Annotated in this window: 25 protein-coding genes; 5 read left to right on the top strand and 20 right to left on the bottom strand. The window is 60.3% G+C overall.

Features of this window, described 5'->3' with window-relative positions:
• Positions 1–93: 93 nt before the first annotated feature.
• From L8H52_RS25740 to L8H52_RS25725, 4 genes are all read right to left on the bottom strand, one after another.
• Positions 94–1,968, bottom strand: a complete 1,875-nt coding sequence (locus L8H52_RS25740; protein ID WP_242209333.1) for an MFS transporter — start codon at positions 1,966–1,968, stop codon at positions 94–96.
• 99 nt (positions 1,969–2,067) lie between these two features.
• Positions 2,068–3,219, bottom strand: coding sequence for a TDT family transporter (locus L8H52_RS25735; protein WP_242209332.1), 1,152 nt, complete (start codon positions 3,217–3,219; stop codon positions 2,068–2,070).
• 105 nt (positions 3,220–3,324) lie between these two features.
• Entirely contained in the window at positions 3,325–3,636 is a 312-nt protein-coding gene (locus L8H52_RS25730) for a cupin domain-containing protein (protein ID WP_242209330.1), read from the bottom strand.
• A gap of 51 nt (positions 3,637–3,687) precedes the next feature.
• Positions 3,688–4,875 (bottom strand): MFS transporter, encoded by a 1,188-nt coding sequence (locus L8H52_RS25725; protein ID WP_242209327.1) that lies wholly within the window; start codon positions 4,873–4,875, stop codon positions 3,688–3,690.
• Positions 4,876–4,966: 91 nt separating this feature from the next.
• Here L8H52_RS25725 and L8H52_RS25720 point away from each other — a divergent pair, with 91 nt between their 5' ends.
• Positions 4,967–5,509, top strand: a complete 543-nt coding sequence (locus tag L8H52_RS25720; protein WP_242209325.1) for a TetR/AcrR family transcriptional regulator — start codon at positions 4,967–4,969, stop codon at positions 5,507–5,509.
• 221 nt (positions 5,510–5,730) lie between these two features.
• Positions 5,731–9,201 (top strand): PAS domain-containing hybrid sensor histidine kinase/response regulator, encoded by a 3,471-nt coding sequence (locus tag L8H52_RS25715; RefSeq protein WP_242209319.1) that lies wholly within the window; start codon positions 5,731–5,733, stop codon positions 9,199–9,201.
• Between the two features lie 108 nt (positions 9,202–9,309).
• Here L8H52_RS25715 and rmuC read toward each other — a convergent pair whose 3' ends face one another.
• Both rmuC and L8H52_RS25705 read right to left on the bottom strand, forming a co-directional pair.
• Complete coding sequence (gene rmuC / locus L8H52_RS25710) at positions 9,310–10,674, bottom strand: DNA recombination protein RmuC (protein WP_242209355.1); 1,365 nt, start codon at positions 10,672–10,674, stop codon at positions 9,310–9,312.
• Positions 10,675–10,849: 175 nt separating this feature from the next.
• Positions 10,850–11,173, bottom strand: coding sequence for a sel1 repeat family protein (locus L8H52_RS25705; protein ID WP_242209317.1), 324 nt, complete (start codon positions 11,171–11,173; stop codon positions 10,850–10,852).
• Between the two features lie 962 nt (positions 11,174–12,135).
• On the opposite strand from L8H52_RS25705, the gene L8H52_RS25700 reads away from it, so the two are divergent.
• The 3 genes from L8H52_RS25700 (at position 12,136) to L8H52_RS25690 (ending at position 14,536) form a co-directional block, all read left to right on the top strand.
• A complete protein-coding gene (locus tag L8H52_RS25700) occupies positions 12,136–12,360 on the top strand; it encodes a hypothetical protein (protein WP_034156218.1) in 225 nt (74 codons plus the stop codon).
• A 275-nt stretch (positions 12,361–12,635) separates the two neighbouring features.
• A complete protein-coding gene (locus tag L8H52_RS25695) occupies positions 12,636–13,118 on the top strand; it encodes a hypothetical protein (protein ID WP_242209315.1) in 483 nt (160 codons plus the stop codon).
• A 146-nt stretch (positions 13,119–13,264) separates the two neighbouring features.
• A complete protein-coding gene (locus tag L8H52_RS25690; protein ID WP_242209313.1) occupies positions 13,265–14,536 on the top strand; it encodes an outer membrane protein transport protein in 1,272 nt (423 codons plus the stop codon).
• Between the two features lie 208 nt (positions 14,537–14,744).
• Here L8H52_RS25690 and L8H52_RS25685 read toward each other — a convergent pair whose 3' ends face one another.
• The 14 genes from L8H52_RS25685 to cobO form a co-directional block, all read right to left on the bottom strand.
• Entirely contained in the window at positions 14,745–15,305 is a 561-nt protein-coding gene (locus tag L8H52_RS25685; RefSeq protein WP_242209311.1) for a glutathione peroxidase, read from the bottom strand.
• A 54-nt stretch (positions 15,306–15,359) separates the two neighbouring features.
• Entirely contained in the window at positions 15,360–15,482 is a 123-nt protein-coding gene (locus L8H52_RS30470; RefSeq protein ID WP_277930546.1) for a hypothetical protein, read from the bottom strand.
• Entirely contained in the window at positions 15,479–16,687 is a 1,209-nt protein-coding gene (locus L8H52_RS25680; protein WP_242209309.1) for an MFS transporter, read from the bottom strand. Before L8H52_RS25680 ends, L8H52_RS30470 begins: the two co-directional genes overlap by 4 nt.
• 53 nt (positions 16,688–16,740) lie before the next feature.
• Positions 16,741–17,145, bottom strand: coding sequence for a MarR family transcriptional regulator (locus L8H52_RS25675; RefSeq protein ID WP_007919794.1), 405 nt, complete (start codon positions 17,143–17,145; stop codon positions 16,741–16,743).
• 176 nt (positions 17,146–17,321) lie between these two features.
• Entirely contained in the window at positions 17,322–18,053 is a 732-nt protein-coding gene (locus tag L8H52_RS25670) for an adenosylcobinamide-GDP ribazoletransferase (RefSeq protein WP_242209307.1), read from the bottom strand.
• Between the two features lies 1 nt (position 18,054).
• Positions 18,055–18,630, bottom strand: coding sequence for an alpha-ribazole phosphatase family protein (gene cobC / locus L8H52_RS25665; protein WP_242209306.1), 576 nt, complete (start codon positions 18,628–18,630; stop codon positions 18,055–18,057).
• Positions 18,627–19,682 carry a nicotinate-nucleotide--dimethylbenzimidazole phosphoribosyltransferase gene (gene cobT / locus L8H52_RS25660; RefSeq protein ID WP_242209304.1) on the bottom strand — a complete coding sequence of 352 codons (1,056 nt, stop codon included), beginning with the start codon at positions 19,680–19,682 and terminating at the stop codon, positions 18,627–18,629. Before cobT ends, cobC begins: the two co-directional genes overlap by 4 nt.
• Positions 19,679–20,200, bottom strand: coding sequence for a bifunctional adenosylcobinamide kinase/adenosylcobinamide-phosphate guanylyltransferase (gene cobU / locus L8H52_RS25655; protein ID WP_242209302.1), 522 nt, complete (start codon positions 20,198–20,200; stop codon positions 19,679–19,681). The genes cobT and cobU overlap by 4 nt, the downstream gene beginning before the upstream one ends.
• A 149-nt stretch (positions 20,201–20,349) precedes the next feature.
• A complete protein-coding gene (locus tag L8H52_RS25650; RefSeq protein ID WP_242209301.1) occupies positions 20,350–21,801 on the bottom strand; it encodes a cobyric acid synthase in 1,452 nt (483 codons plus the stop codon).
• Positions 21,798–22,790: a threonine-phosphate decarboxylase CobD gene (gene cobD, locus L8H52_RS25645; RefSeq protein ID WP_242209300.1), complete on the bottom strand. Its 993-nt coding sequence runs from the start codon at positions 22,788–22,790 to the stop codon at positions 21,798–21,800. The genes L8H52_RS25650 and cobD overlap by 4 nt, the downstream gene beginning before the upstream one ends.
• On the bottom strand, positions 22,783–23,691 hold the full coding sequence (cbiB, locus tag L8H52_RS25640) for an adenosylcobinamide-phosphate synthase CbiB (protein ID WP_242209299.1): 909 nt from the start codon (positions 23,689–23,691) through the stop codon (positions 22,783–22,785). Before cbiB ends, cobD begins: the two co-directional genes overlap by 8 nt.
• Positions 23,688–24,338 carry a 5,6-dimethylbenzimidazole synthase gene (gene bluB, locus L8H52_RS25635; protein ID WP_242209298.1) on the bottom strand — a complete coding sequence of 217 codons (651 nt, stop codon included), beginning with the start codon at positions 24,336–24,338 and terminating at the stop codon, positions 23,688–23,690. The genes cbiB and bluB overlap by 4 nt, the downstream gene beginning before the upstream one ends.
• Entirely contained in the window at positions 24,335–25,723 is a 1,389-nt protein-coding gene (locus tag L8H52_RS25630) for a cobyrinate a,c-diamide synthase (RefSeq protein WP_242209297.1), read from the bottom strand. Before L8H52_RS25630 ends, bluB begins: the two co-directional genes overlap by 4 nt.
• On the bottom strand, positions 25,720–26,331 hold the full coding sequence (gene cobO, locus L8H52_RS25625; protein ID WP_003223053.1) for a cob(I)yrinic acid a,c-diamide adenosyltransferase: 612 nt from the start codon (positions 26,329–26,331) through the stop codon (positions 25,720–25,722). Before cobO ends, L8H52_RS25630 begins: the two co-directional genes overlap by 4 nt.
• Positions 26,332–26,352: the final 21 nt, after the last annotated feature.

Below are 26,352 nucleotides of genomic sequence, written 5' to 3'. Positions count from 1 at the left end.
AGGCTCGCTCCCACAGTTGATCGTATTCCTCTGACGGAACGCGATCGAATGTGGGAGTGAGCCTGCTCGCGATGAGGCCCACACAGTCACAGATTATCTGACTGCCCCGCGCAACTCCCCCACCAACACCTGCAACTTCGCCGGCTCAGCCGCTTCAACGCCTACCGGCGCACCCGCCACCAACGTCACCCGCGACCACAACCGGTGAAACATTCCTTTGTTCGGATCGCGACTGAAGAAACTCCCCCACAGCCCTTGCAACGCCAGCGGAATCACCGGCACAGGTGTCTCCTCCAGAATCCGCGTCAGCCCACCTCTGAACTCGTTCATCTCGCCATCGGCCGTCAACTTGCCTTCCGGGAAGATGCACACCAGCTCACCATCCTTCAGATATTGAGCAATCCGCGTGAAGGCCTTTTCATAGATCTGGATATCTTCCTGGCGCCCGGCGATAGGAATGGCGCCGGCGGTACGAAAGATAAAGTTCAGCACCGGCAAGTTGTAGATCTTGTAGTACATGACAAAGCGTATCGGCCGACGCACCGCGCCGCCAATCAGCAGGGCATCGACGAACGACACGTGGTTGCACACCAGCAATGCCGCGCCTTCATCCGGAATCGCCTCAAGGTTCCGGTGCTCGACGCGGTACATGGAATGGCTGAGCAGCCAGATCATGAAACGCATGCTGAACTCGGGGACGATCTTGAAGATGTAAGCGTTGACGCCGATGTTCAGCAGCGACACCACGAGGAACAACTGCGGGATCGACAACTTGGCCACACTCAGCAGCACGATCGAGACGATGGCCGATACCACCATAAACAGCGCGTTGAGAATGTTGTTGGCGGCGATCACCCGGGCGCGCTCGTTTTCGGCAGTGCGCGACTGGATCAAGGCATACAACGGCACGATATAGAAACCACCGAAAATGCCGAGCCCGAGGATGTCGACCAACACTGCCCAGGTGTGTACGAACCCCAGCACTTCAATCCAGCTATGGCCGGTGACACTGTCGGGAATTCCTCCGGAATGCCACCACAGCAGCAGACCGAACACGGTCAGACCAAACGAGCCGAACGGCACCAGACCGATCTCGACCTTGCGCCCGGACAGCTTCTCGCAAAGCATCGAACCCAGCGCGATGCCCACCGAGAACACCGTGAGAATCAGCGTTACGACGGTTTCATCACCGTGCATCCACTCTTTGGCATAAGCGGGAATCTGCGTCAGATAAATCGCCCCGACAAACCAGAACCACGAGTTGCCGACAATCGAACGTGACACCGCTGGAGTCTGCCCCAGTCCGAGTTTCAACGTGGCCCAGGATTGGCTGAAGATATTCCAGTTCAGGCGCATTTCCGGGGAGGACGCCGCCGCACGCGGAATGCTGCGGCTGGCCAGATAACCCAGCACGGCAATCCCGACGATAGCCGTCGACACCAACGGCGCGTAGTGACTCGAGGACATGATGACCCCGGCGCCAATCGTCCCGGCGAGAATCGCCAGAAAGGTGCCCATCTCCACCAGGCCGTTGCCACCGACCAGCTCATCCTCGCGCAGCGCCTGCGGCAGAATCGAATACTTCACCGGCCCGAACAGCGCCGAATGGGTGCCCATGGCGAACAGTGCCACCAGCATCAGCGACAAGTGATCGAAGAGAAAACCGACCGATCCTACGGCCATGATCGCGATTTCCGCGAGCTTGATCAGACGGATCAGCGCGTCCTTGGCGAACTTTTCGCCGAACTGCCCGGCCAGCGCCGAGAACAGAAAAAACGGCAGGATAAACAGCAATGCACACAGGTTGACCCAGATCGAACGGTCACCTTCGATGGTCAGCCGATAGAGAATGGCGAGGATCAGCGACTGCTTGAACACGTTGTCATTAAACGCGCCGAGCGACTGCGTGATGAAAAACGGCAGGAAGCGCCGGGTACGCAGCAGGTTGAACTGTGAGGGATGACTCATCTTCCGTGTTTCCCTGATGTTTAAGGTAGAGAGGCCTGGATACTGCTTATTGGATTCTCGAACCGCGATCCAGGCCACACCTTACCTAAACTTTTCAGGTTATTTCTTCAATCCTGCAATGCACGGCGAGACAAACAGCTCGCCTCGCCAGGCGCCTTGCACGGTGCGTTTGCCGACAATCAGCCACATTACCGCCAGTAAAATCACCAACAGCGTGCCGACGACGCTGAAAAACGTCAGGTTCAAGGTGCTCGCCAGCTTCAAGGTTGCCAACGAATACACCCCCAGCGGAAAGGTAAATCCCCACCAGCCAAGGTTGAACGGGATGCCGTCACGCAGATACCGCACGGTGATCAGCAACGCCATCAGCATCCACCACAGACCGAAGCCCCACAGCGTAATCCCGGCCACCAGACCCAGACCCGCAGCGATTTCACCGATGCCCGGCAGACCGTTAGCGGCGAATATCGTTGGCGCATCACCGCCCAGCAGCAACATGCCCAGCGCGCCGGTGCCGATCGGACCAAGCGCCAACCAGCTCGAAGCGGCCATGTTTTCGTGGGGCAGTTTGTGTAAAGCCATGCGCAGCAGCAGGATCGTCAGAATGCTGAACGCTACGGGTAGGGAAAATGCCCAGAGCACGTAACTTGTCGTCAGCACCACCAGCTGCGAGTGGGCATCGCTAAGATGAGGCGCGAGCAAACCGCCACTGGCCGCAGCCACTTCGGCGGCCACTACCGGTAACAGCCAAACGGCGGTCATCTGATCGATGCTGTGCTCCTGGCGGGTAAACATCATGTACGGAATCAACACGCCGCAAGCCAGCGACATGGCCACATCGATCCACCACAGCACTTCGGCGAGATGAATCACACCGTCGCCCCAACGCGGCAGGCCGAACAGCAGAAAGCCATTGATGATCGTCGCCAGCCCCATCGGAATCGTGCCGAAGAACATCGATACCGTGGAGTGGCCGAAAATCCGCCGCGCTTCATCAAAGAACAGGATCCAGCGCGCGGCGTAGGCAACGGTAAACAGGCTGAATAACAGAATGTTGAACAACCACAAACCTTCGGCGATAGCGTGCAGGCCGGGAATGGCCAATGGCAGTTGCGCCAGCGCCAACGCCAGCACACCGGTGCCCATGGTGGCGGCGAACCAGTTGGGGGTGAACTGGCGAATCACTTCACGCGGATGCTGAAGCTGGCTGAACGGCTTGATGCCGGGTTTGGCGCTGTTGGGGCAAATCATCATGAACTCCTGTCCTCTGGTGAGGTTGAGTCCATGGTAGAACCGAATCGAATATCTATATAACGGGTAATATCTCTAACTGTTATCTGTTTTACCAATAAGCAGTTAAACGCTGCCTTCGCTCTCGATCACCAGAATCCTCGCCGCGCCTTGTGGATGGGCGACGTGCTCGGTGCCGACGCTCGCATAGAAGATGTCACCGACATCGAGCTGCACCTGCTTTTCTTGGCCCAGCTCACGGTAATGCATGACCACTTGGCCATCGAGCACCACAAACACTTCCTCGCCATCGTTGACGTGCCATTTGTACGGCTGATCCGTCCAGTGCAGGCGCGTGGTGATGCCGTTCATGTTGGCGATCTCCAGCGCGCCCCAGGCGCGCTCGGCAGTGAAGGTCTTGCTGCGAATAATCTTCATGAGTCGATCCGTGAGAACTGGGCTGGCCAAGGCTAACCGAAACCGCAACGGTTATGGAGCGCTGCACGCCTTGGTCGCCACTGGACGCAGGCTGAGCAACAGTGCAGCGACAGCCAACACGATCAACACTGCACCGTAACCATCGGTGGTCGCCAGCAAACCGTAATTGCGTGAAAAGTGCCCGGCGAGCAATGCCGGCAGGCAGAACGCCAGATAACTGAGCACGTAATAGGCCGCCATCAAGCCCGCGCGCTCGTGGGCCAAGGCCAGCGGCACGAGGCTGCGCACCGCCCCGAGAAATCCAGAGCCAAAGCCGCAGCCGGCCACCAGCGTGCCGAGGAAGAACAGCGGCAGACTGGCGCTGTGCACGCCCAGCAGAATCAGCACCAGGCCGATCGGCAACAGGCTCGCGCCCAACTGCAACGCCCTTGTCGCGGGACGATTGCGTAGCGTGAAAATCATCAATGCTCCGGTCACCGTCAGGGCGGCCACGGTTGCGCCGCCGATCAGATTGGAAGTCGAACCGGTGGCGGTGCGCACCAGCGAAGGCGCCAATGACGCGTAAAAACCACCGAGCGCCCAGGTTGCCGTGTTCAACGGCAACACGCGCCACAGCGTCGAACGCGCCTGCACCGGCACATGCAAGGTCGGGCGCAACGAGGCCCACGCCCCGACTTGCGGGGTGACGCTTTCCGGTAAGCGCCATACATAAATGCCTTGCAATACAAACAATGCGAGCAACAGCCAATAGGTCAGTTGCAACGGCGCCGGCGCAAACTCCGCCAACAAACCGCAACCCATCCCGCCCAAGGCCATGCCGAGCAACGGCGCCACACTGTTGATCAACGGCCCTTGCTGACGATCAGCATCGAGCAATGTCGCACTTAAAACAGCGGTGGCCATGCCGGTGGCAAAACCTTGCAGGACTCGCGCGCTGATCAGCCACGCCACGCTGTCGGCGTAGATAAAAAGCAGCATCGCCAACCCGTTGAGTAGCACCGCGGTGAAGATCACCGGTTTGCGTCCGAGGTGATCGGACAGCGAGCCGACGGTTAACAAGGCCGCCAACAGACTGAGCGCATACACGCCGAAGATCAGCGTCAACACCGCAGCCGAAAAGTGCAGTTGATCCTGATACAGGTGATACAACGGCGTCGGCGCTGTGGAAGCGGCGAGAAAACTGAGTAAGGTGATCGCCAGAAACCGCAGGCTGGATCGATGAGAAGCAAGGCTGGTCATGTGCACACTCCGCAAAAGCTAATTTTTTGCTTTTGCGGAGTGTGCTACCGCCTCGCGCTTAAAGCAAATTCTTTGTGTTAAGGTCTGCCGCATGGCTATTAAAGAAGGTTTACGCCCCGGCGGCCGCAGTGCCCGGGTGCAAGATGCAATTCATTCGGCAGTTCGCGCACTTCTGCAGGAGCAGGAGCGTTCGAGCGTGACCGTCCCGCAAATCGCCGCACGTGCGGGGGTGACGCCGTCGACGATTTATCGGCGCTGGGGTGATCTGGCGGCGCTGCTCGCCGACGTCGCCCTCGCCCGCATGCGCCCGGACAGCGAGCCAGCGCAAACCGGCAGCTTGCGCAGCGATATTCGTGCGTGGGCCGAGCAATATCTCGACGAGATGAGTTCGGAGCCGGGGCGCAACATGATGCGCGACGTTCAGGCCAGCTCGACGCCGGGGTATTGCGTGACGATCATTGGCGCGCAGTTGCAGACGATCATTGAGCGGCACCCGGATGAGGCCGCGCCGAGTGTTGATCGGTTGATCAATCTGGTGGTCGCGCCGGTGGTGTTCCGGATTCTGTTTTCGGCGGCGGCGCTGGAGGTGGATGAGCTTCATCGTCTGATCGATATTGCGCTGCGTCAGGACTGACGCCTTCGCGAGCAGGCTCGCTCCCACAGTGGAATGCATCTCAAATGTGGGAGCGAGCCTGCTCGCGAAGGGGCCCACCCGGTCACCCCAGAAACCACCCGGTACCCACCTGCGACACCCCGCCACGCCACGACCTTGGTCGACACTGACGAACCGCCCCGCGCATGCGAGACTGTCCGCCCGGGCAGGAGTGCCGGGGAGTCTTCTGTCGGGAGTGTTGCATGTCGTTGTCCACCGGGCTGATCGCCGCCGTCGCCCTGGCCTATATGGCCATCATGTTCGCCATCGCCTTTTACGGCGACCGACGCAGCGCGCCTTTGCCGCCGCGCATGCGTGCCTGGGTGTACAGCCTGTCGCTGGCGGTTTACTGCACCAGTTGGACGTTCTTCGGCGCGGTCGGTCAGGCGGCGGAACAACTGTGGTCATTCCTGCCGATTTACCTCGGGCCGATCCTGCTGTTAGTCGGCGCGCCGTGGGTTCTGCAGAAGATGGTGATGATCAGCAAACAGGAGAACATCACCTCCATCGCTGACTTTATCGCCGCGCGTTACGGCAAATCGCAATCGCTGGCCGTGGTTGTCGCGCTGATCTGTCTGGTTGGCGTCCTTCCTTATATCGCCCTGCAGCTCAAAGGCATCGTCCTCGGCGTGAACCTGTTGATCGGCGCCGGTGCCGACGCCATGGGCACCCGCGCCCAGGACACCGCTCTGATCGTGTCGCTGGTGCTGGCGCTGTTCACCATTGTCTTCGGCACGCGCAACCTCGACGCCACTGAGCACCACCGTGGCATGGTGCTGGCGATTGCCTTCGAATCGCTGGTCAAACTGTTCGCCTTTCTCGCCGTCGGCGCCTTCGTCACCTATGGCCTTTACGACGGTTTTGATGACCTGTTCAACCAGGCCATGCTCGCCCCGCGTTTAGAGGAGTACTGGAAAGAAACCATCAACTGGCCGTCGATGGTGGTGCAGACCGGAGTGGCGATGATGGCGATCATCTGCCTGCCACGGCAGTTTCACGTGACCGTGGTGGAGAACATCGATCCGCAGGATCTGCGTCTGGCCAAATGGGTCTTTCCTGCCTATCTCGCCTTGGCCGCGCTGTTTGTAGTGCCGATCGCGCTGGCCGGTCAGATGCTGCTGCCGAGCGACGTCTTGCCCGACTCGTTCGTGATCAGCCTGCCGTTGGCCCAAGCGCATCCGGCGCTGGCGATGCTGGCGTTTATCGGCGGTGCGTCGGCGGCCACGGGCATGGTGATTGTCGCCAGTGTGGCGTTGTCGACCATGGTTTCCAACGACATGCTGTTGCCGTGGTTGTTGCGCAGAAATAACGCCGAGCGGCCATTTGAAGTGTTCCGCCAGTGGATGCTGTCGGTGCGGCGCGTGAGCATTGTGGTGATTCTGTTGCTGGCATACGTCAGTTATCGCTTGCTCGGCTCCACCGCGAGTCTGGCAACCATTGGCCAGATTGCCTTCGCGGCGGTGACCCAACTGGCGCCAGCGATGCTCGGCGCGCTGTACTGGAAACAGGCCAACCGTCGCGGTGTTTTCGCCGGTTTGGCGGCCGGTACTTTTCTGTGGTTTTACACGCTGATCCTGCCGATTGCCGCGCACAGTCTGGGCTGGTCGCTGAACAGTTTTCCGGGGCTGGCGTGGCTGCACAGCAATCCGCTGAATTTGCCGATCACCCCGCTGACCCAAGGCGTGGTGCTGTCGCTGGCCGGCAATTTCACTTTGTTCGCCTGGGTTTCGGTGCTGTCGCGTACGCGCGTATCGGAACATTGGCAGGCCGGGCGTTTCATCGGTCAGGAAATCAGCGCACGGCCGAGCGCACGCTCGATGCTGGCCGTGCAGATCGACGATTTACTGCAATTGGCCGCGCGCTTTGTCGGTGAGGAACGTGCGCGCCAGAGCTTCATCCGTTTCGCCTATCGCCAAGGCAAGGGCTTCAACCCGAACCAGAATGCCGACGGCGAATGGATCGCCCACACCGAGCGTTTGTTGGCCGGTGTACTCGGCGCTTCTTCGACGCGTGCTGTAGTAAAAGCCGCCATCGAAGGTCGGGAAATGCAACTGGAGGACGTCGTCCGCATCGCCGACGAAGCCTCGGAAGTGCTGCAGTTCAACCGCGCGCTGTTGCAAGGCGCGATCGAAAACATCACCCAAGGCATCAGCGTGGTCGACCAGTCGCTGAAACTGGTGGCCTGGAACCGGCGCTATCTTGAGCTGTTCAATTACCCGGACGGTTTGATCAGCGTCGGCCGACCGATTGCCGACATTATTCGCTACAACGCCGAGCGGGGCCTGTGCGGTCCCGGTGAAGCCGAAGTCCACGTTGCCCGTCGTTTGCACTGGATGCGTCAGGGCCGCGCGCACACCTCTGAACGGCTGTTCCCCAACGGCCGAGTGATCGAGCTGATCGGCAACCCGATGCCGGGGGGCGGCTTCGTCATGAGTTTCACCGACATCACCGCGTTCCGCGAGGCCGAGCAGGCACTGACCGAAGCCAACGAAGGGCTGGAACAACGGGTCAGCGAGCGCACCCAGGAACTGTCGCAACTCAACGTCGCGTTGACCGAAGCCAAGGGCACCGCCGAAGCCGCCAACCAGTCGAAAACCCGCTTCCTTGCAGCGGTCAGCCATGACTTGATGCAGCCGCTGAACGCCGCCCGACTGTTCTCCGCCGCCCTCTCCCATCAGGACGATGGCTTGAGCAGCGAGGCGCAGAAACTGGTGCAGCACCTCGACAGTTCATTGCGCTCGGCCGAGGATTTGATCAGCGATCTGCTGGATATTTCCCGACTGGAAAACGGCAAGATCAATCCGGATCGCAAGCCGTTTGCCGTCAATGAGCTGTTCGACATCCTCGGTGCCGAGTTCAAGGCACTGGCGCAAGAACAAGGCTTGACCTTCCGAGTGCGCGGCAGCCATTTGCGCATCGACAGCGACAGCAAATTGCTGCGACGGATCTTGCAGAATTTCCTCACTAACGCCTTTCGCTACGCCAAGGGCCCGGTGTTGCTGGGTGTGCGTCGGCGTGGCGGCGAACTGTGTCTGGAAGTGTGGGATCGCGGACCGGGGATTCCGGAAGATAAACAGCAGGTGATTTTCGAAGAATTCAAACGCCTCGACAGTCATCAGACCCGCGCCGAAAAAGGCCTTGGCCTGGGTTTGGCGATTGCCGATGGTTTGTGCCGCGTGCTCGGCCACACCCTGCGTGTGCGTTCGTGGCCGGGGCGTGGCAGTGTGTTCAGTGTCAGCGTGCCGCTGGCCCGCTCACAAGCCGTGCCGGCCAGCGCTGCCGTCGAATCGAATGGCAAGTTGTTGAACGGCGCGCAGGTGCTGTGCATCGACAATGAAGACAGCATTCTGATCGGCATGAACAGCCTGTTGAGCCGCTGGGGCTGCCAGGTATGGACCGCGCGCAATCGTGAGGAATGTGCGGCGCTGTTGAGTGAGGGCGTGCGGCCGCAACTGGCGCTGGTCGACTATCACCTCGATCACGGCGACACCGGCACTGAGCTGATGGCGTGGTTGCGCACCCGCCTGGGCGAGCCGGTGCCAGGGGTGGTGATCAGTGCTGACGGGCGACCGGAGATGGTTGCGCAGGTGCATGCAGCGGGGCTGGATTATCTGCCTAAACCGGTGAAACCGGCGGCGTTGCGGGCGTTGTTGAGTCGGTATTTGCCGCTGTAGGTGGTGACCTTACTGACGCCTTCGCGAGCAAGCTCGCTCCCACAAGATTTAGGTGATTCCTGTGGGAGCGAGTTTGCTCCGGGCGGCGATCCGACGAAGCTTTTCGGGTTATTCAGGGAGCTCGACGAGACCATCGACATCGGTCATCGCCCGCTCCAGCAAATCCGCCGGCAAACTCTTGCTCGCCCGCGCGCCGAGCAATTTGAGCTGTTCACTGCGACTGACCAGATTGCCGCGCCCCTCGGTCAGCTTGTTGCGCGCTGAACTGTAGGCTTTATCCAGCTGTTGTAGACGATTGCCGACCTCGTCGAGATCCTGAATGAACAGCACGAACTTGTCGTACAGCCAGCCGGCGCGTTCGGCGATTTCCCGGGCGTTCTGGCTCTGGCGCTCCTGCTTCCAGAGGCTGTCGATCACGCGCAAAGTCGCCAGCAAGGTGGTCGGGCTGACGATGACGATGTTGCGGTCGAAGGCTTCCTGAAACAGCGCTGGCTCTGCCTGCAACGCTGCCGAAAACGCCGCCTCGATCGGCACGAACAGCAAAACGAAATCGAGGCTGTGCAGGCCTTCCAGACGTTTGTAATCCTTGCCGGCCAGCCCTTTGACGTGATTGCGCAGTGACAGGACGTGCTGCTTGATCGCGATCTGCCCGAGGGTGTCGTCGTCGGCAGCCACGTATTGCTGATACGCGGTGAGACTCACCTTGGAATCCACCACCACTTGCTTGTCGCCGGGCAGGTAAATGATCACATCAGGCTGAAAGCGCTCGCCGTCCGGGCCTTTGAGGTTGACCTGGGTCTGATACTCGCGCCCCTTCTCCAGACCGGCGTGTTCGAGCACCCGCTCGAGAATCAGCTCACCCCAGTTGCCCTGGGTTTTCTGGCCTTTGAGGGCACGGGTCAGGTTGGTGGCCTCGTCGCTCAGCCGCAGATTTAGCGCCTGCAAGCGCTCCAGCTCCTTGGCCAGCGAGAAGCGCTCGCGGGCCTCGGCCTGATAACTTTCTTCCACACGTTTTTCGAAGGATTGAATGCGTTCTTTCAACGGATCGAGCAACTGACCAAGCCGTTGCTGACTGGTCTCGGCAAAGCGCTGTTCACGCTCATCGAAGATCTTGCCGGCCAGTTCGGCGAACTGCGCACGCAGTTCATCGCGTGAGCCTTGCAGGTCGCTGAGGCGTTGCTGGTGGCTTTCCTGCTGCTCACGCAGCTCGGCGTTCAGCGACGCGGCCTGGGCGTCGAGGCGGCGCAGCTCGGCTTCTTTGTTAGCGCGTTCGAGGTTCCAGGCGTGAGAGGCATCGCGGGCGTCGTCACGTTCGATCTGCAGCAGTTCGACTTCCCGGCGCAGCGCCGCCAGGTCAGCCTGTTTGGCGGCGTTGGCCTGACCAAGATCGGCGATTTCATCGCGGCTGGCGTCGAGCTGCGCGTTGAGTCCGTCCTGTGCCAGTTGCGCCATGGCCAGCCGTTCTTCGAGCAAAGCGACCTCTGCCTGGCCGTTGCTTGCCCGGCGTTGCAGTTGCCAGGCCAGCGCCAGCAGCGGCAGTCCCGCCCCTGCAAGCCCCAGCAATACGCTGGTCAAGTCCATAGCCATAGCCACTCCCGCCGATCTTATAAAGCCTGAAGGTTAACCAAGGTGTCAGGTCTTGGACAGCTCAGTCTTCGAGCAGACCAAGCTCCTGCTGCGCGCGACGGTCGCCGGCACGCGCGGCCTGACGCAGCAGATCCTGACCAATGCGCCGGTCACGGGCGTTACCGCACTCGCGGCACATCAATTGACCAAGACGGCTTTGCGCAGCCACGACGCCCTCCCGTGCCGGTTGCTTGAGCAGGCGGCCAGCGAGGTGTTTGGCATTATGACTGTCGCTCAGGCGCGGGCTGTCGAGCAGCCACTCAGCAACGCGAACGGAAAATCGCTTGGGCGGGGTAACAGGAGAAGGTTGTGAGGTAACAGAGTCTGATACTGAGCGAAACTTCATAAAGCACTGTGGGACGAATCGGAAGGCGCGCCACTCTACTCTCTTTTTCTTACAGGTAAAGTCGAAAAACAACCCGGCACGCCCGTCCTAGAGCAAGCGCTCGGGACAATCCACAGAAGCTGTGGATAACTCAGTGGACAACCGTCCTCCAACCCTCGCAAAGCCTTATGGAATGGGGCTCGCAGTCAAACTGACGATTTTTTCACCAACAAAAAAAAGCGATGTTTTTCATTGACTTAAACTTTCGATGCAGGCAGCCATCAGGGTCAGGATTGATGTGACAGTGCCGTTACAGCTTGCGCAACTAATGTGCACAAGTACCTGTTACCCGGTTATATCGCTGCGCTTTTTCGGGTCGTTTTGGCAGTCGGTCTGGGGATAAGCCAGTCTGGCGCACGTTTTGATGAAGATATCTTCACCGACCGGCGGTCAAGAAATGCGCCAATTACGAGCAATCGAGGAAGTGGTCAAGCAGACTCGATCAGTCACTGCAATCTTTTTTCACAGGAAGTTTGCGTTACCGGTTTCGATCCGTTAGTATCCGCGGCGTTAGTACCAAGCTGAAAGTCAATTCCGGTCGAACACATCCCCACGGTCAGCCTTCTACCAAGAAGCCCTACCGAAAAAAGCGGGAACGACCCCTCGATGGTTTCCAGGTAAATCTTGCGACAACACTGCCTTCCAATGATGCGAAGGGTGTTGCGAAGACCCCTTACTCTGACCGAACCAACCTGCAAATTGATCAGGATCTTCACCCCGGGCCCAGAACCTTTGCCCTTGTTGTGATGCCTGCCCTCCTAAGTACCTACCTGCCAGCCCAAGCGCGCCAACTTATCAGCGCTTCAAACTGGCTGCTTTGTTCCAGTCGGGTTCTTCGTTCGATCAATGGTGATCGACGTTACTGGAACGTTTTAACGTTGCACGGTTCTTATCCGTGTCATTTGTAGGAACACCTAATAACTATGTCTACTCAAATCCATACTCAGGATGCCATTCGCACCCTAACCAACGCTTTTGCACCAATGAACTGCCTGATCATGGCCGCTCGCAAAGGCTGCTTCAGTTTCACACTGGTCAACGAACACGGTATCGCCCGCCACAGCGAGCGTCTGTACCCCGATCAGTACTCCAGCGCTGAACCGCTGCAGGCCGTGATCGATCGTACCCGTCAGGCATTGATTGCCTGAGAGCCGAAAAGGCTGCAAAAGCAAAAGCCTCGCACAAAAATGCGGGGCTTTTTATTGCCCGATGTTTCACTTTCAACGCTTGGCGCCTAAGCACCAACGGGTATAAGGGTTATAACTCGAAGCCGGAAATATTTTAAAAACAGGCCTTTACGTCGCGAATATGACACTACACTTCAACTCAAGCGGCGTGACCCGCTTGCGGCGAGCCTGAACCGATCCACAGCTGCCAAGCCCCCCTTCAGGACTCGCCATTCATAACAAGATCCGAGGGTTTTATGGGTATCGCTGCCAGCGAACTGTGTCGATACGTGATCCGTCCAACGCTGATCTATCTGGGACGTCACTGCGCCACCGCCGAATCATTGCTGCTGGGCATCGCCGCCAGTCAGTCAGCCCTCGGATCTGCCCTGCATGACCGCCGTGGCCACGGCCTCTACCGCATCGCCGAGCATCGTCATCAAGCCCTGTGGGATGACTATCTGGCGCTTGATCCGGAACGCGCTAGCCTGGTTCGCGGCCTCGCCAGCCAGCATGCCTTCCTGACCGGCCCACATCTGGAATTGACAGTAAATCTGCGTTACGCCACCGCCATCGCCTGGCTGCTGGTCGAAGAGCAAAACCCCACCCTCCCCGATTCCAACGATTTGCTGGGAATGGCGCGTATCTGGCGCCAGACCTTTCAACCCCAAGGTCGTCTGCGCGACTTCACTTATGCCTGGCAAACCTGTGTTTCACCGGTGAATCAGGTCGCTTGCTGACCGTCCGATTTCAAAAGATCTGCCAACAGGTCGCGAATCTGGTCGGATTGTCCTACAAAACCGCTCTAACTCAAGGCATACGGACTATAGCGCTGGAACGAAAATGTTGGTAATTTTCGCCCCGGTGATCACCAGGAGTTCTAATAATGAAAAAAGTCATGCTCAAAACCACCCTTAGCCTCGCCGTTACCATGGCATCCACCCAGATCTTCGCAGCTGGCTTTGCCATCAACGAACACAGTATCAGCGGGATGGGCACTGGTTACGCTGGGCGATCTTCTTCTGCCGACGATGCAAGCACTGTTTATGGCAACCCTGCCGGCATGTCGCGCCTCAAGCGCGAACAAGTGACTGGCGGTGTTGCATTCCTCGATGCTAAAACCGATATCAGCGACGCCAGCTCCAGCCCTAACCGTGGCAGCAACAAAGGCGACATGGTGCCCTTCACCTCCGTACCTATGGGCTTCTACGTCAAACCGATCGATGATCATTGGGCATTCGGCCTCGGCGTCTACGTGCCGTTCGGCCTGATTACCGACTACGAAAACAACTTTGCCGGCCGCTACTTCGGCAGCAAATCCGAAGTACAGGTCATCACTTTCCAGCCAACTGTCAGCTACGCCTTCAACGACAAGGTGTCGATCGGTTTCGGTCCGACCATCAACCGCATCGACGGCACGCTGGAATCCAACCTGTCGATCTCTCCGGCGTTCCCGGACGGCAAGGTCAAGATCAAGGGTGACGACACCGCACTGGGCTACAACATCGGCGTGCTGGTACAAGCCACTGACACCACTCGCGTGGGTCTGACTTACCATTCGAAAGTCGACTACAAGCTCGAAGGCAACACCAAGGTCAACTATGGTGTGCTGGGTGCAATCGGTCTGGGCGCCAACCAGAAGTACGACGCTTCGCTGAAGATCACCACACCTGAATCCGTCGACCTCTCGGTTACCCAGGCGATCAATGATCGCTGGAACGTGTATGCCGGTACCACCTGGACCCGCTGGAGCCAGCTCGAAAAAATCACCGTCAAGAACTCCGGTGTGCAGCCTTTGCTGGCCGGTCAGTTCGGTGAAATCACCGAAGACCAGAACTGGCACGACTCCTGGGCTTACGCCGTGGGTACTTCGTACCAGTTGAACAAGGAATGGGTACTGCGTACCGGTCTGACCTTCGACCAGTCGCCGACCAACAACGTTGACCGTTCGCCACGCATTCCTACCGGCGACCGGACCATCTTCAGCATCGGTGCCGGCTGGAGCCCGACCGAAGACCTGACCATCGACGTTGCCTACTCGTACCTGAAAGAAGAGTCGGTGAAGATCCGCAACGAAAACGATCGTGGCCAGACCTACGACGCCAAGTATGAAAACTCGGCAAACGGTTTCGGTGTCGGCGCTACTTACCGCTTCTGATGCGGCACGGCGAGGCTGACCCCTCGCCCACAAAAAAGCCCCGTTCTCTTTACAGAGGCGGGGCTTTTTTGATGCCTTGATTTTGCTCATCACCACAACACACTTCCCATGTGGGAGCGAGCCTGCTCGCGAAGGCGGTGTATCAATCAATACACATGTCGACTGGCAGAGCGCTTTCGCGAGCAGGCTCGCTCCCACAAAAAAAGCGCTATGGCTTCAGCGGTTTCGAGGCAATAGCCTTTTCAATCGCAGCGATAAATTCCGGATCATCAGGCTTGGTCAAGCTGGAGAAATTGGCGATCACCTTGCCCTGGCGATCAACCACATATTTGTAGAAATTCCACTTCGGCGCGCTGCTCTGTGCCGCCAGCACCTGAAACAGATGCGTCGCGTCATCACCACGAACCTTCTGCGGCTCGGTCATGGCGAAGGTCACGCCGTAATTGGCGTAACAGACCTTGGCGGTCTCGGCGCTGTCCTTGGACTCCTGCTTGAAGTCATTGGAAGGCACACCGAGCATTTCCAGCCCTTGACCTTCGTAGCGTTTATGCAGCGCCTCGAGGCCTTCGAACTGCGGCGCGAATCCGCAGAAGCTGGCGGTGTTGACCACCACCAACGGCTTGTCGGCGTACTGTTTGCACAGATCGATGGAGTCCTTCGCTCGCAGCTTGGGCAGCGAGCCTTGCAGCAATTCGGGACAGTCAGCGGCCTGGGCCAAACCGGTCAGCGCCATCAGCAACGCGGGAACAGCACACCAGCGCATCAGCATGTCGAACATCCTTGAGCAGTCGTCAGGGTTTGACGTTACTCGCCATGCCTGTTTCTAGCAAATGCTCATGCCCAACTGCATCAGGGCCAGGCCACCCTGATGCCAGCCCCACCACACCAACGCCAGCAAGGCGGCGCCGAGTGCGCTGATGACGATTCGCGGCCAGAGCTGACTCATACGGCGCTCGCAGCGGCTTGCAGACGTGCGACCGGACGTTCGCGCACCGGCCAGTTCAGCGCGGCCGCCAGCAGGCTGAGAAGAACCGCCACTTGCCAGATCAAGTCATAACTCCCGGTTCGGTCATACACCACCCCGCCCAGCCAGCCGCCCAGGAACGAGCCGAGCTGATGGAACAGAAACACGATGCCACCAAGCATGGACAGATTGCGCACGCCAAACAAGGTCGCCACCGTACCGTTGGTCAACGGCACCGTCGACAGCCACAGGAAACCCATGGCCATGCCGAACAGATAGGCCGAGGTAGTCGTCACCGGCAGCCACAGGAACAGCACGATCACCACTGCGCGCAGCAGATACAGCGCCGTCAGCAAGCGCGGCTTGGACATGCGTCCGCCGAGCCAGCCGGCGGTGTAAGTGCCGAAGATATTGAACAGACCGATCAACGCCAGCACCGTAGTGCCAACACTGGCGGGCAGATGCTGATCGACCAGGTAGGCCGGCAGGTGTACGCCGATGAACACCACCTGAAAACCGCAGACGAAAAAACCGAACGCCAGCAACCAGAAGCCGGAATGCGAGCAAGCTTCGCTCAGGGCCTCGGACAGTGTTTGTTCATGGCCGAGTACCGGCAGCGGCTTGTCCTTGAGCATGCTCACCAGCGGCACGATCAGCGCCACCAGCAGGCCGAGCACCAACAGCGCTGCCGACCAGCCAAGCCAGCCGATCAGCCCCAAAGTGCCCGGCAACATGGCGAACTGGCCGAACGAACCGGCGGCACTGGCGATACCCATGCCCATGCTGCGTTTTTCCGGCGGCACGGCACGACCCACCACGCCGAGGATCACCGAAAACGAGGTGCCGGACAGGCCGATACCGATCAGCAGTCCAGCGCTCAACGACAGCGTCACCGCGGAGTCCGACAGGCCCATGCACACCAGGCCCAACGCATACAGCACACCACCAATCAGCACCACTTTGGCGGCGCCAAAGCGGTCAGCCAATGCACCGGTAAACGGTTGCGCCAAGCCCCAGATCAGGTTCTGCAAGGCAATGGCGAAGGCAAACACCTCACGTCCCCAGCCGAACTGCGCGCTCATTGGTGACAGGAACAAGCCAAAACCGTGTCGCACGCCCAATGACAACGCCAGGATCAGCGCACTCCCCACCAACACCCAACCGCACGTACGCCACATCGATGTCATTGTTGTTCTCCGCTTGCGGGTATATACCCGCTTGAGTTTGGAAAAAACCGGCCTCAGGCCAGTTCATCCAGCAATCTGAGCAAGGTTTCGCGCTTTTCGGCACCCAGCCTGTCGATCAACCGCTGTTGCGCCGCTTCCCAGGCCGGCAGTGCCGCTGCCAGGCGTTGCACGCCGGTTTCGGTGAGTTTGACGATGCGGTTACGCATGTCCTCGCCCTCGGCCAGCGCCACCAGCCCCTCGCCTTCCAGCACCCGCAAGTTGCGCCCGAGGGTGCTGCGATCCAGGCCCATGGCTTCGGCGAGTTCCGAGATGCTTGGTTGATCGAGACGCTGCAGGTTGCACAGCAAAGAATACTGGGCAACGTTGATCCCGAAGCCGTCAAGAGCGCCGTCGTAATGCCTGCTGACGCCACGAGCGGCGCGACGCAGGTTGGTGCACAAACACTGAGAAGGAAGCATGATGCGTGTATATACCCGCGACTGTGTTAAATCAAGTTACAGATGAGTTTATCCATAACATTTGTGCTGCCTGACAGATCGATTTCGCGAGCAGGCTCGCTCCCACATTTGAAAATGCGATCCCCTGTGGGAGCGAGCCTGCTCGCGAAGAGGCCGGCACAGACAATCCAGAACTGTCAGACCAAAACCACTCCAACCAGCACCACCATCTCCAGCAACTCCAGCAAAGCCCCCGCCGTATCGCCCGTCGTCCCGCCCAACCGCCGCATCATCACCTGCCGCAACCAGACAAACACACCGACGGCGAACACCAGCGCAACGACGGCACTGAACCCGCCAATCAGCACGCAGACCAATGCACTGACGCCGAGCACCCACCATCCAGCCTTGCGCGGCAAATGATCCGCCAACGCTTGCCCCAGCCCGCCCGCGCGTACATACGGCGTGGTCAGAAACAACCCCAACAACGCCGCCCGCCCGAGCAACGGCACGATGATCAACGCCAGCCCATGCCCCTGCTCGATCAACGCCAGCAGCGCGGCAAACTTGAGCAGCAACACCAACACCAACGTGACCACCGCAATCGGCCCGCTGCGCGGATCTTTCATGATTGTCAGCGTGCGCTCGCGATCACCAAAACCGCCGAGCCAGGCATCGGCGCTGTCAGCCAGACCATCGAGGTGCAAAGCGCCACTGAGCAACACCCACACCGTCAGCAGCAGCGCCGCATGCAGCAACAACGGTGCGCCCGCCAACGCCAGATTCAACGCCCACAGGATCACGCCGAACAGCAACCCTACCAGCGGATAAAACAGCAGCGAACGCCCAAGCTGTTCCGGCTCGGGCATCCCCGGCAACCGAATCGGCAGGCTGCTGAGAAATTGCAGGGCGATCCACAGCGGCAACATGTCAGTGACTTTCCTTGAATGAACCGTCGACCTCGACCGTCAGCGCAAACAACGCGCCGTGAGCGACCTCGACATTGAGCAATTGCTCGCGCGGCAACCCGCGCGCTTGCGCCAGCAACAGGCGCATCACGCCGCCATGACTGATCAGCAACACCCGCTCACCAGCGTAGTTACTGTGCAAGCGCGCAACGGCGGCCAGCACTCGAGAAGAAAACTCGCTGACCGGTTCACCCTGCGGCGGCGTAAATGAATACGGATCGGCCCAGAACACCCCCAGCGCTTCGGCATCGGTCTCCATCAACGCCGCCGCGCTCTGCCCTTCCCACGCGCCGAAATGCAGTTCTTGCAGATCCTTGTCCAGATACACGGACAGACTCAGCTGCTCACCCAGTTCGGCGGCAAACCGCGCACAACGCTGCAACGGCGAACTGACGATTCGATCCCACGGCCCGCCCGCGACCACCGCCGCACGCATTTGCGCCCAGCCGTTTTCGGTCAGCGCATCGTCGAGGCTGCCGCGCAGACCACCGCCCAATTCAGTCTCGCCATGGCGTAGCAGATCCAGGCGCAGGGTCATGCCGGCCGATCCGCCACCGCTGCTTCAGCGAACGTCGCCATTTGCCCGTGCAGGTCACAGGCCAGACGCAACAATGGCACCGCCAACGCGGCACCGCTGCCCTCGCCCAGACGCAGACCAAGCTCCAGCAATGGCTCGGCCTTCAGCGTTTCCAGCACATGGCGATGGCCCGGCTCGGCGCCACGGTGACCGAACAACAGCCACTCACGACAGGCCGGATTCAAGCGCACAGCGACCAGCGCCGCGACCGTACAGATAAAGCCGTCGACCAGCACCGCAACGCCTTCTTGCGCCGCTGCCAGATACGCACCGACCAGCGCCGCGATTTCAAAACCGCCGAGATTGAACAGCGTTTGCAACGCATCGCCACGCTGCGTTGCATGCAACGCCAATGCGCGCTCGATCACTTGTGCTTTATGACTGACGCCTTCGGCATTCAACCCGGTACCGGGGCCGGTCAGATGCGCCACCGGACAATCGAGCAACGCACAAGCCAGCGCACTGGCGGCCGTGGTGTTGCCAATGCCCATTTCACCACCGATGAACAGTTGCGCGCCCGCCGCTTTTGCCCGCAACAAACTGTCACGACCGGCCTGCAGCGCCAGTTCGCCCTGGGCTTGAGTCATCGCCGCACCCTCGACGAAGTTCGCCGTGCCCGCGCCGAGGTTCAAATGACGCACACCCGGCAGGTTCAGCGCTGGATTCACGGTGCCCAGATCGACCACTTCCAGTTGCGCGCCGAGCTGACGTGCCAGCACACTGATCGCCGCGCCGCCGCTGACAAAGTTGAGCAGCATCTGCCCGGTGACTTCCTGCGGGAACGCCGAAACACCTTCTGCGACCACGCCGTGATCACCGGCAAAAATCGCGATCCATACTTGCGAGAGCGTCGGTTTGACCTGGCCTTGCAGACCGGCCAATTGCACTGCCACCGATTCCAGACGCCCCAGCGAACCCGCCGGTTTGGTCAGTTGCTGCTGCCGTGCCGTCGCTTGTTCAACGATGTTGAGATCGACCGGTTTGCACGGGTTCAGCCACCAGGTTTGAGTCATAACGCAGGTCCTTTCAGAGTCAGGGGCAGGCCGGCGACGGTCAGGACAACACGCTGACAGCGCTCGGCCAGAGCTTGATGCAGCCAACCGGCTTCATCGACGTAGCGGCGAGTCAATTCGCCCAGCGGCACGACACCCATTCCGGTCTCGTTGCTGACAAAAATGATTTCACCCGGCAAACACGCCAGGCAGTCGAGCAAGGCTTCGCGCTCAGCGGCGAGGCGTTCGGCGTCGTCGAGCATCAGCAGATTGGTCAGCCACAGGGTCAGGCAATCGACCAGCAGGCAATGCTCGGCGCTGGCGGATTCGCGCAGGACGCGGGCCAGTTCCAGCGGCTCTTCGATGAGTGCCCATTCAGCGGGACGGCGGGCGCGATGATGGGCGACGCGATCGCTCATTTCGCCATCGAGCGGCTGGCTGGTGGCGATGTAGGTGACCGATAGATTGCTGTCGCTGGCGAGTTTTTCGGCCAGACGACTTTTGCCGGAGCGGGCGCCGCCGAGGATCAGTTGGAGCATGAGTTCATCCAGAGAAATATTTAGTGAGACAACCGCCGCTTTCGCGAGCAGGCTTGCTCCCACAGGGTTATGAGTTGTACTCAAAATGCATGGCTAACCGCATTCACTGTGGGAGCGAGCCTGCTCGCGAAGAGGCCCGCACAGTCTCCTCAAATCCCACAGAGCCGCCGCAACAGCTCGGTATCCAGATGTTTTTCCACCAGATCCGCCAGCCGCTCGATATCGCGCTCGCGCAAGCCGTGATAATCCACCTCCTGCACATCGCTCAATCCGGCCCAGCGCAACAACGCCGCACTCGCCGCCGGCGATTCGAACAAGCCATGCAGATAGGTGCCGAACACCTGCCCGTCCAGACTCTGCGCACCATCACAACGACCGTCGTCCAGATACACCGCCGCATTCTCCAGCGCCGGCCCGCTGGTCACGCCAGCATGAATTTCATAGCCGCTGACATCGGCATCTTCCAGCGCCAGCCGCCCGCGCACATTGCGCAATTGCTTCTCGGCTTCAAGCGTCGTTTCAAAGGCCAGCAAGCCCAAACCGGCACTCGAACCGGGCGCACCTTCCAAGCCGAGCGGATCATGCACCTGCTCACCGAGCATTTGCAGCCCACCGCAGATCCCCAGCACTTTGCCGCCGTAACGCAAATGCCGGGCGATCGCCGCATCCCAACCATTGGCACGCAAATACGCCAGATCGCTGCGCACGCTTTTCGAGCCCGGCAGGATGATCAGATCGGCTGCAGGAATCGCCTGCCCCGGCCCGACAAATTGCAGGTCGACCTGCGGATGCAGACGCAGCGGATCAAAGTCGGTGTGGTTGCTGATGCGGGGCAGCACCGGCACCACCACTTTCAGCACTTGTTCGGCCTTGTCGGTCTGGCGCTGATCGATGCCGTCCTCGGCCTCAAGGTGCAGATCCATCACATATGGCAACACGCCCACCACCGGTTTGCCGGTGCGCTGTTCGAGCCAGTCGAGGCCCGGTTGCAGCAAGGCGATGTCGCCACGGAAGCGATTGATGATGAAGCCTTTGACCCGCGCCTGCTCACTCGGCGAGAGCAGCTCCAGGGTGCCGACCAGATGGGCGAAAACCCCGCCGCGATTGATGTCGGCAATCAGCAACACCGGGCAATCCACCGCTTCGGCAAAACCCATGTTGGCGATGTCGCCGGCGCGCAGATTGATCTCCGCCGGCGAGCCTGCGCCTTCGACCATCACCAGCGGATACGCGACGCTGAGTCGCTCGTGAGAAGCCAAAACAGCTTTCATCGCGATGGCTTTGTAGTCGTGGTACGCCACGGCATTCATCGACGTCACCGCGCGACCATGAATGATCACTTGCGCGCCGGTGTCGCTGTTCGGCTTGAGCAGCACCGGATTCATGTCAGTGTGCGGCTCAAGAAACGCCGCTTGCGCCTGCACCGCTTGCGCGCGACCGATCTCACCGCCGTCGGCAGTCACAGCGCTGTTGAGCGCCATGTTCTGCGGTTTGAACGGTACGACCGCCACGCCCTGGCGGGTCGCCCAGCGGCACAGCGCCGTCACCAGTGTGCTTTTACCGGCGTCGGAAGTGGTGCCCTGCACCATCAGAGTGGTCATGGGTGGTCCTTGGCGAAAGCGATTAAAGCCTGTTCGAGACGTGATTCTTCAGCCGCGTCGGCAGGCAGGCCAAAACGCAAACTGCTGTTGTGGGTGAAGAGCCGCAGAAGAATGCCGCGACGGGCCATGAATGCGTGCAGCGTTTCGGCATGCTCGGTGATCAGCCACTGGAACAGCGCGCAACCGCCCTGCGGCTTGAAGCCATAGCGCTCCAGCAACGCTGCGAGCCGTTCACTGGCTTCATCGCTGCGAATCCGTTGGTGTGTGTGCCTTTCGGTGTCTTGCAGACACGCTTGCCCGAGCACTCGCGTCGGCCCGCTCACCGCCCACGGCCCGACCTGTTCGGCGAGCAGTTTGAGCAATTTGCGCTCGGCCAGGACAAAGCCCAGACGCACCCCGGCCAGACCGAAAAACTTGCCGAACGAACGCAGCACGATCAGCCCGACTTGATGGGCATGCGGGGCCAGACTCAGTTGTGGCGTGTTGTCCATGAACGCTTCATCGACCACCAGCCAGCCACCACGCCGGGCGAGCCGCGCGTGCCAGTCGAGCAGTCGCGCCGGGGTCAGGCTCAGGCCGGTCGGATTGTTCGGGTTGACCACCACCAGCACGTCGAGGCTGTCGAGAAAGAACTCGACTTCCTGCTCCAGCACTTCGCGCACGATGTAACCGCTGCGCCGCCAGGCTTCGGCATGTTCGGCATAACACGGCGACAACACACCGACCTTGCCGGCCCGGCGCAAGCGCGGCAGCAATTGGATGGCCATCTGCGAACCGGCCACCGGCAGCACTTGCGCGGCACCGTAGTAATCGCACGCGGCTTGCTCCAGGCCGTCATCGGTTTCCGGCAAACGCGCCCAGGCGCGCAGCGGGATTTCCGGGATCGGGAATGGCCACGGCGCGAGGCCGCTGGACAGGTCGAGCCAATCCGCTTCGGCGATGCCGTAATCGAGTGCCGCCTTGCGCAGCCGGCCACCGTGCTCAAGCATAGAATTCAGCCCCCACGCAGAGAATCAGCAGCCATAACCATACGCCGCGCTGGACCAATTGCCAGCCACGGTCGATGGAATCAGCATCAGCGGGAGCACCTTCGCCGAGTTGCGGACGGTCGTGAAGTTCACCGTGATAAATCGCCGGCCCACCCAATTCCACACCCAGCGCACCAGCACCGGCCGCCATCACCGGACCGGCGTTAGGGCTGTCCCACTTCGGTGCCTGTGTACGCCAGCACTTAAGCGCGAGTCGGGTTTTGCCCAATAGCGCGTAGGTCAACGCCACCAGACGCGCAGGAATGTAGTTCAACACGTCGTCGATTTTCGCCGCCGCCCAGCCGAAACGCTCAAAGCGTTCGTTGCGATAACCCCACATCGCATCGAGCGTGTTGCTCAAGCGATAGAGCACCACGCCCGGCGCACCCGCCACGACAAACCAGAACAGCGCGGCAAACACCGCGTCACTGCCGTTTTCCAACACTGACTCAGTGGCAGCGCGAGCGACAGCGGTGCTGTCGAGTTCATCGGTCTGACGACTGACCAGATAGCCGACTCGCTTGCGCGCCTCATCCAGATCATCCGCGCGCAAGGCTGCGGCTACCGGCGCGACATGCTCGCCGAGGCTGCGCATGCCGAGGGCGCAATACAGCGCAAGAATCTCGACCACCCACCCCACGTACGGCGCCCAGGAAAACGCTGTAGCGAGCAGGGTCAGCGGCAGCACCGCGATCACCCACGCGGTGACGCCATGGCTGCGCCAGCCACGACCAGCGGCGTTGAAACGTTGCTCGATGCGCCCGGCAAAATTGCCAAACGCCACCAGCGGATGCCAGCGTTTCGGTTCACCGAGCAGCGCATCCAGCGCCACTGCGGCGACACTCAACAACGCCACACTCATTGACTCACTCCCCAATAATTTTCGTAAAGCAACTCATTGAGCGGACGCGCCTGCGCCCACCCTTCGAGTACCAGCATCGGCGCCGGATAGAATTCCTTGACCGGGCCCAGACACAAAACCGCCAGCGGCTTGGCGCCTTCCGGCAATTTCAGCAGATTGGCCAGTGCCTGCGGTTCGAACAGCGAGACCCAGCCCATGCCCAGACCTTCGGCGCGAGAGGCCAGCCACAGATTCTGGATTGCGCAGGACAGCGAGGCCATGTCCATTTCCGGCAATGTACGGCGACCGAAGATGTGCTTTTCGCGATCATCCATCAGCGCCGCGACCAACACTTCGGCGCAGTCGTTGATGCCTTCGACCTTGAGTTTCATGAACTCGTCGCTGCGCTCGCCGAGGGCTTCAGCGGTGCGGATGCGTTCTTCTTCCACGAGGTTCTGGATCTGCCCGCGCAAGGTTCTATCGCTGATGCGGATGAAGCGCCAGGGCTGCATCAGGCCGACGCTTGGGGCCTGGTGGGCGGCTTCCAACAAGCGGCGCAACAGCTCCGGTTCGACGCTGCCACCGGTGAAGTGGCGCATGTCGCGGCGTTCGGCGATGGCTTTATAGACGGCCGCGCGCTCCGCTTCTGAAAATGCGTTGTCGGTCATGGCCCTTTCGCGAGCAGGCTCGCTCCCACAGGGGATTGCATTGCTTCAGTCACTGTGGGAGCGAGCCTGCTCGCGAAGGCGGCCTCAAGGTCAGGCACAAAGAGGGCTGCGATAGCCACAGGATTCGACGGGAAATAAAAGTGCACGTACGACGCCGTCATCCGCCCTTCCCGATAAACCGCCTCGGCACCGCGCCCACCATTCGGACTCAAGCCACGCGCAATCGGCGTCAACTCGGTCGTCGTCAGCGAATGATGATAAGTGTGCCCACGCAGCGAACCTTCCGGCAGTTCCACAGCTTGCAGCGCCAGTGCCGCCAGACGCTTTTGCATCACCGCGTCGCCCTTGAGCAACCCGACCAGTTCAGCACGAGTGCCTTCAACATCGGTCAAAGAATTCAGCAGATACAGCATCCCGCCACACTCAGCGAGCAACGGTTTGCCCGCAGCATGATGCGCACGGATCGCCTCAACCATCGCGGTGTTCTGCGCCAACGCAAGGTGATGCAATTCCGGATAACCACCGGGCAGATACAAGCTGTCCGCTTCAGGTAATTGCATATCGCGAATCGGCGAGAAGAAACTCAACTCGGCGCCCATCGCCCGCAACAGATCCAGACTCGCGCCATAGGTGAAGGCAAACGCCTCATCACGCGCAACGGCAATGCGCACATCCTTCAGCAGCGGCTCGACAGCGATGATGTCAGGCGCGGCGAACTCAACCGCGGGTGGCACCGCAACCTCGCAACTACTCGCCAGAGCATCGGCAGCGGCATCGAGACGCACATCGAGATCATTCAGTTCGCTCGCCTGCACGAGGCCGAGATGGCGACTCGGCAGTTCGATGCCAGTCTCGCGGGACAACGCGCCGTACCAGCGCAGACCTTCCGTGAGACTGCCTTCCAGCAATTGCGCATGGCGCAAGGTGCCGACACGATTGGCCAGCACGCCGGCAAACGGCAGATCCGGTTGATACTTCGCTAAGCCCAACGCCAACGCACCAAAGGTCTGCGCCATCGCCGTGCCGTCGATCACACCGAGCACCGGCACACCAAAATGCCGCGCCAGATCGGCACTGGACGGCGTGCCGTCGAATAGGCCCATCACGCCTTCGATCAGAATCAGATCCGCCTCGGCGGCGGCTTCCCACAACAGACGACGACTTTCCTGCTCGCCGACCATCCACATGTCCAGTTGATACACCGGCGCACCGCTGGCGCGCTCGAGGATCATCGGGTCGAGAAAGTCCGGACCGCATTTGAATACGCGTACCTTGCGTCCCTGATTGCGATGCAAACGGGCGAGCGCGGCGGTGACGGTGGTCTTGCCCTGACCGGAGGCCGGCGCGGCGATGAGTACCGCCGGGCAGTGACGTGGTTGATTCAAAGTTCGACGCCTTTCTGCGCTTTGATGCCAGCCTGGAAGGCGTGTTTGAGCATGCCCATTTCGGTGACCGTGTCGCCCATCTCGATCATTTCCGGCTTGGCCGCACGACCGGTGACGATCACGTGCTGCATCGGCGGACGCGCCTGCAAATCGCTGAGTACCTGATCGAGATCGAGATAACCGTGCTTGAGGGCGATGTTCAATTCATCAAGCACCACCAGACCGATCGACGGATCACGCAGCAGTTCGCGCGAGACGGCCCACGCGGCTTCGGCGGCGGCGATGTCGCGCTGACGATCCTGGGTTTCCCAAGTGAAACCTTCGCCCATCACGTGGAAACGCACTTGCTCGGGGAAACGGCGGAAAAACAGCTCTTCGCCGGTGCTGTTGCGGCCCTTGATGAACTGCACCACACCGCACTGCATGCCGTGGCCCATGGCGCGGGCGAGCATGCCGAAGGCCGAGCTGCTTTTACCTTTGCCGTTGCCGGTTAGCACCAGCACCAGACCGCACTCGTCGGGCGAGTTGGCGATGCGTTCGTCGATCACGGCTTTTTTGCGCTGCATACGCGCCAGATGGCGTTCGTCGCGCTCGGGGGAATCAGTCATGGGGAGCTCTCCGTTGAGGCT

Source organism: Pseudomonas sp. CROZ-RG-20F-R04-15 (assembly GCF_022662375.1).
GTDB lineage: Bacteria > Pseudomonadota > Gammaproteobacteria > Pseudomonadales > Pseudomonadaceae > Aquipseudomonas.
Note: the sequence above shows the minus strand (reverse complement) of the source record. Positions and strands in the feature narration are given on the sequence as shown.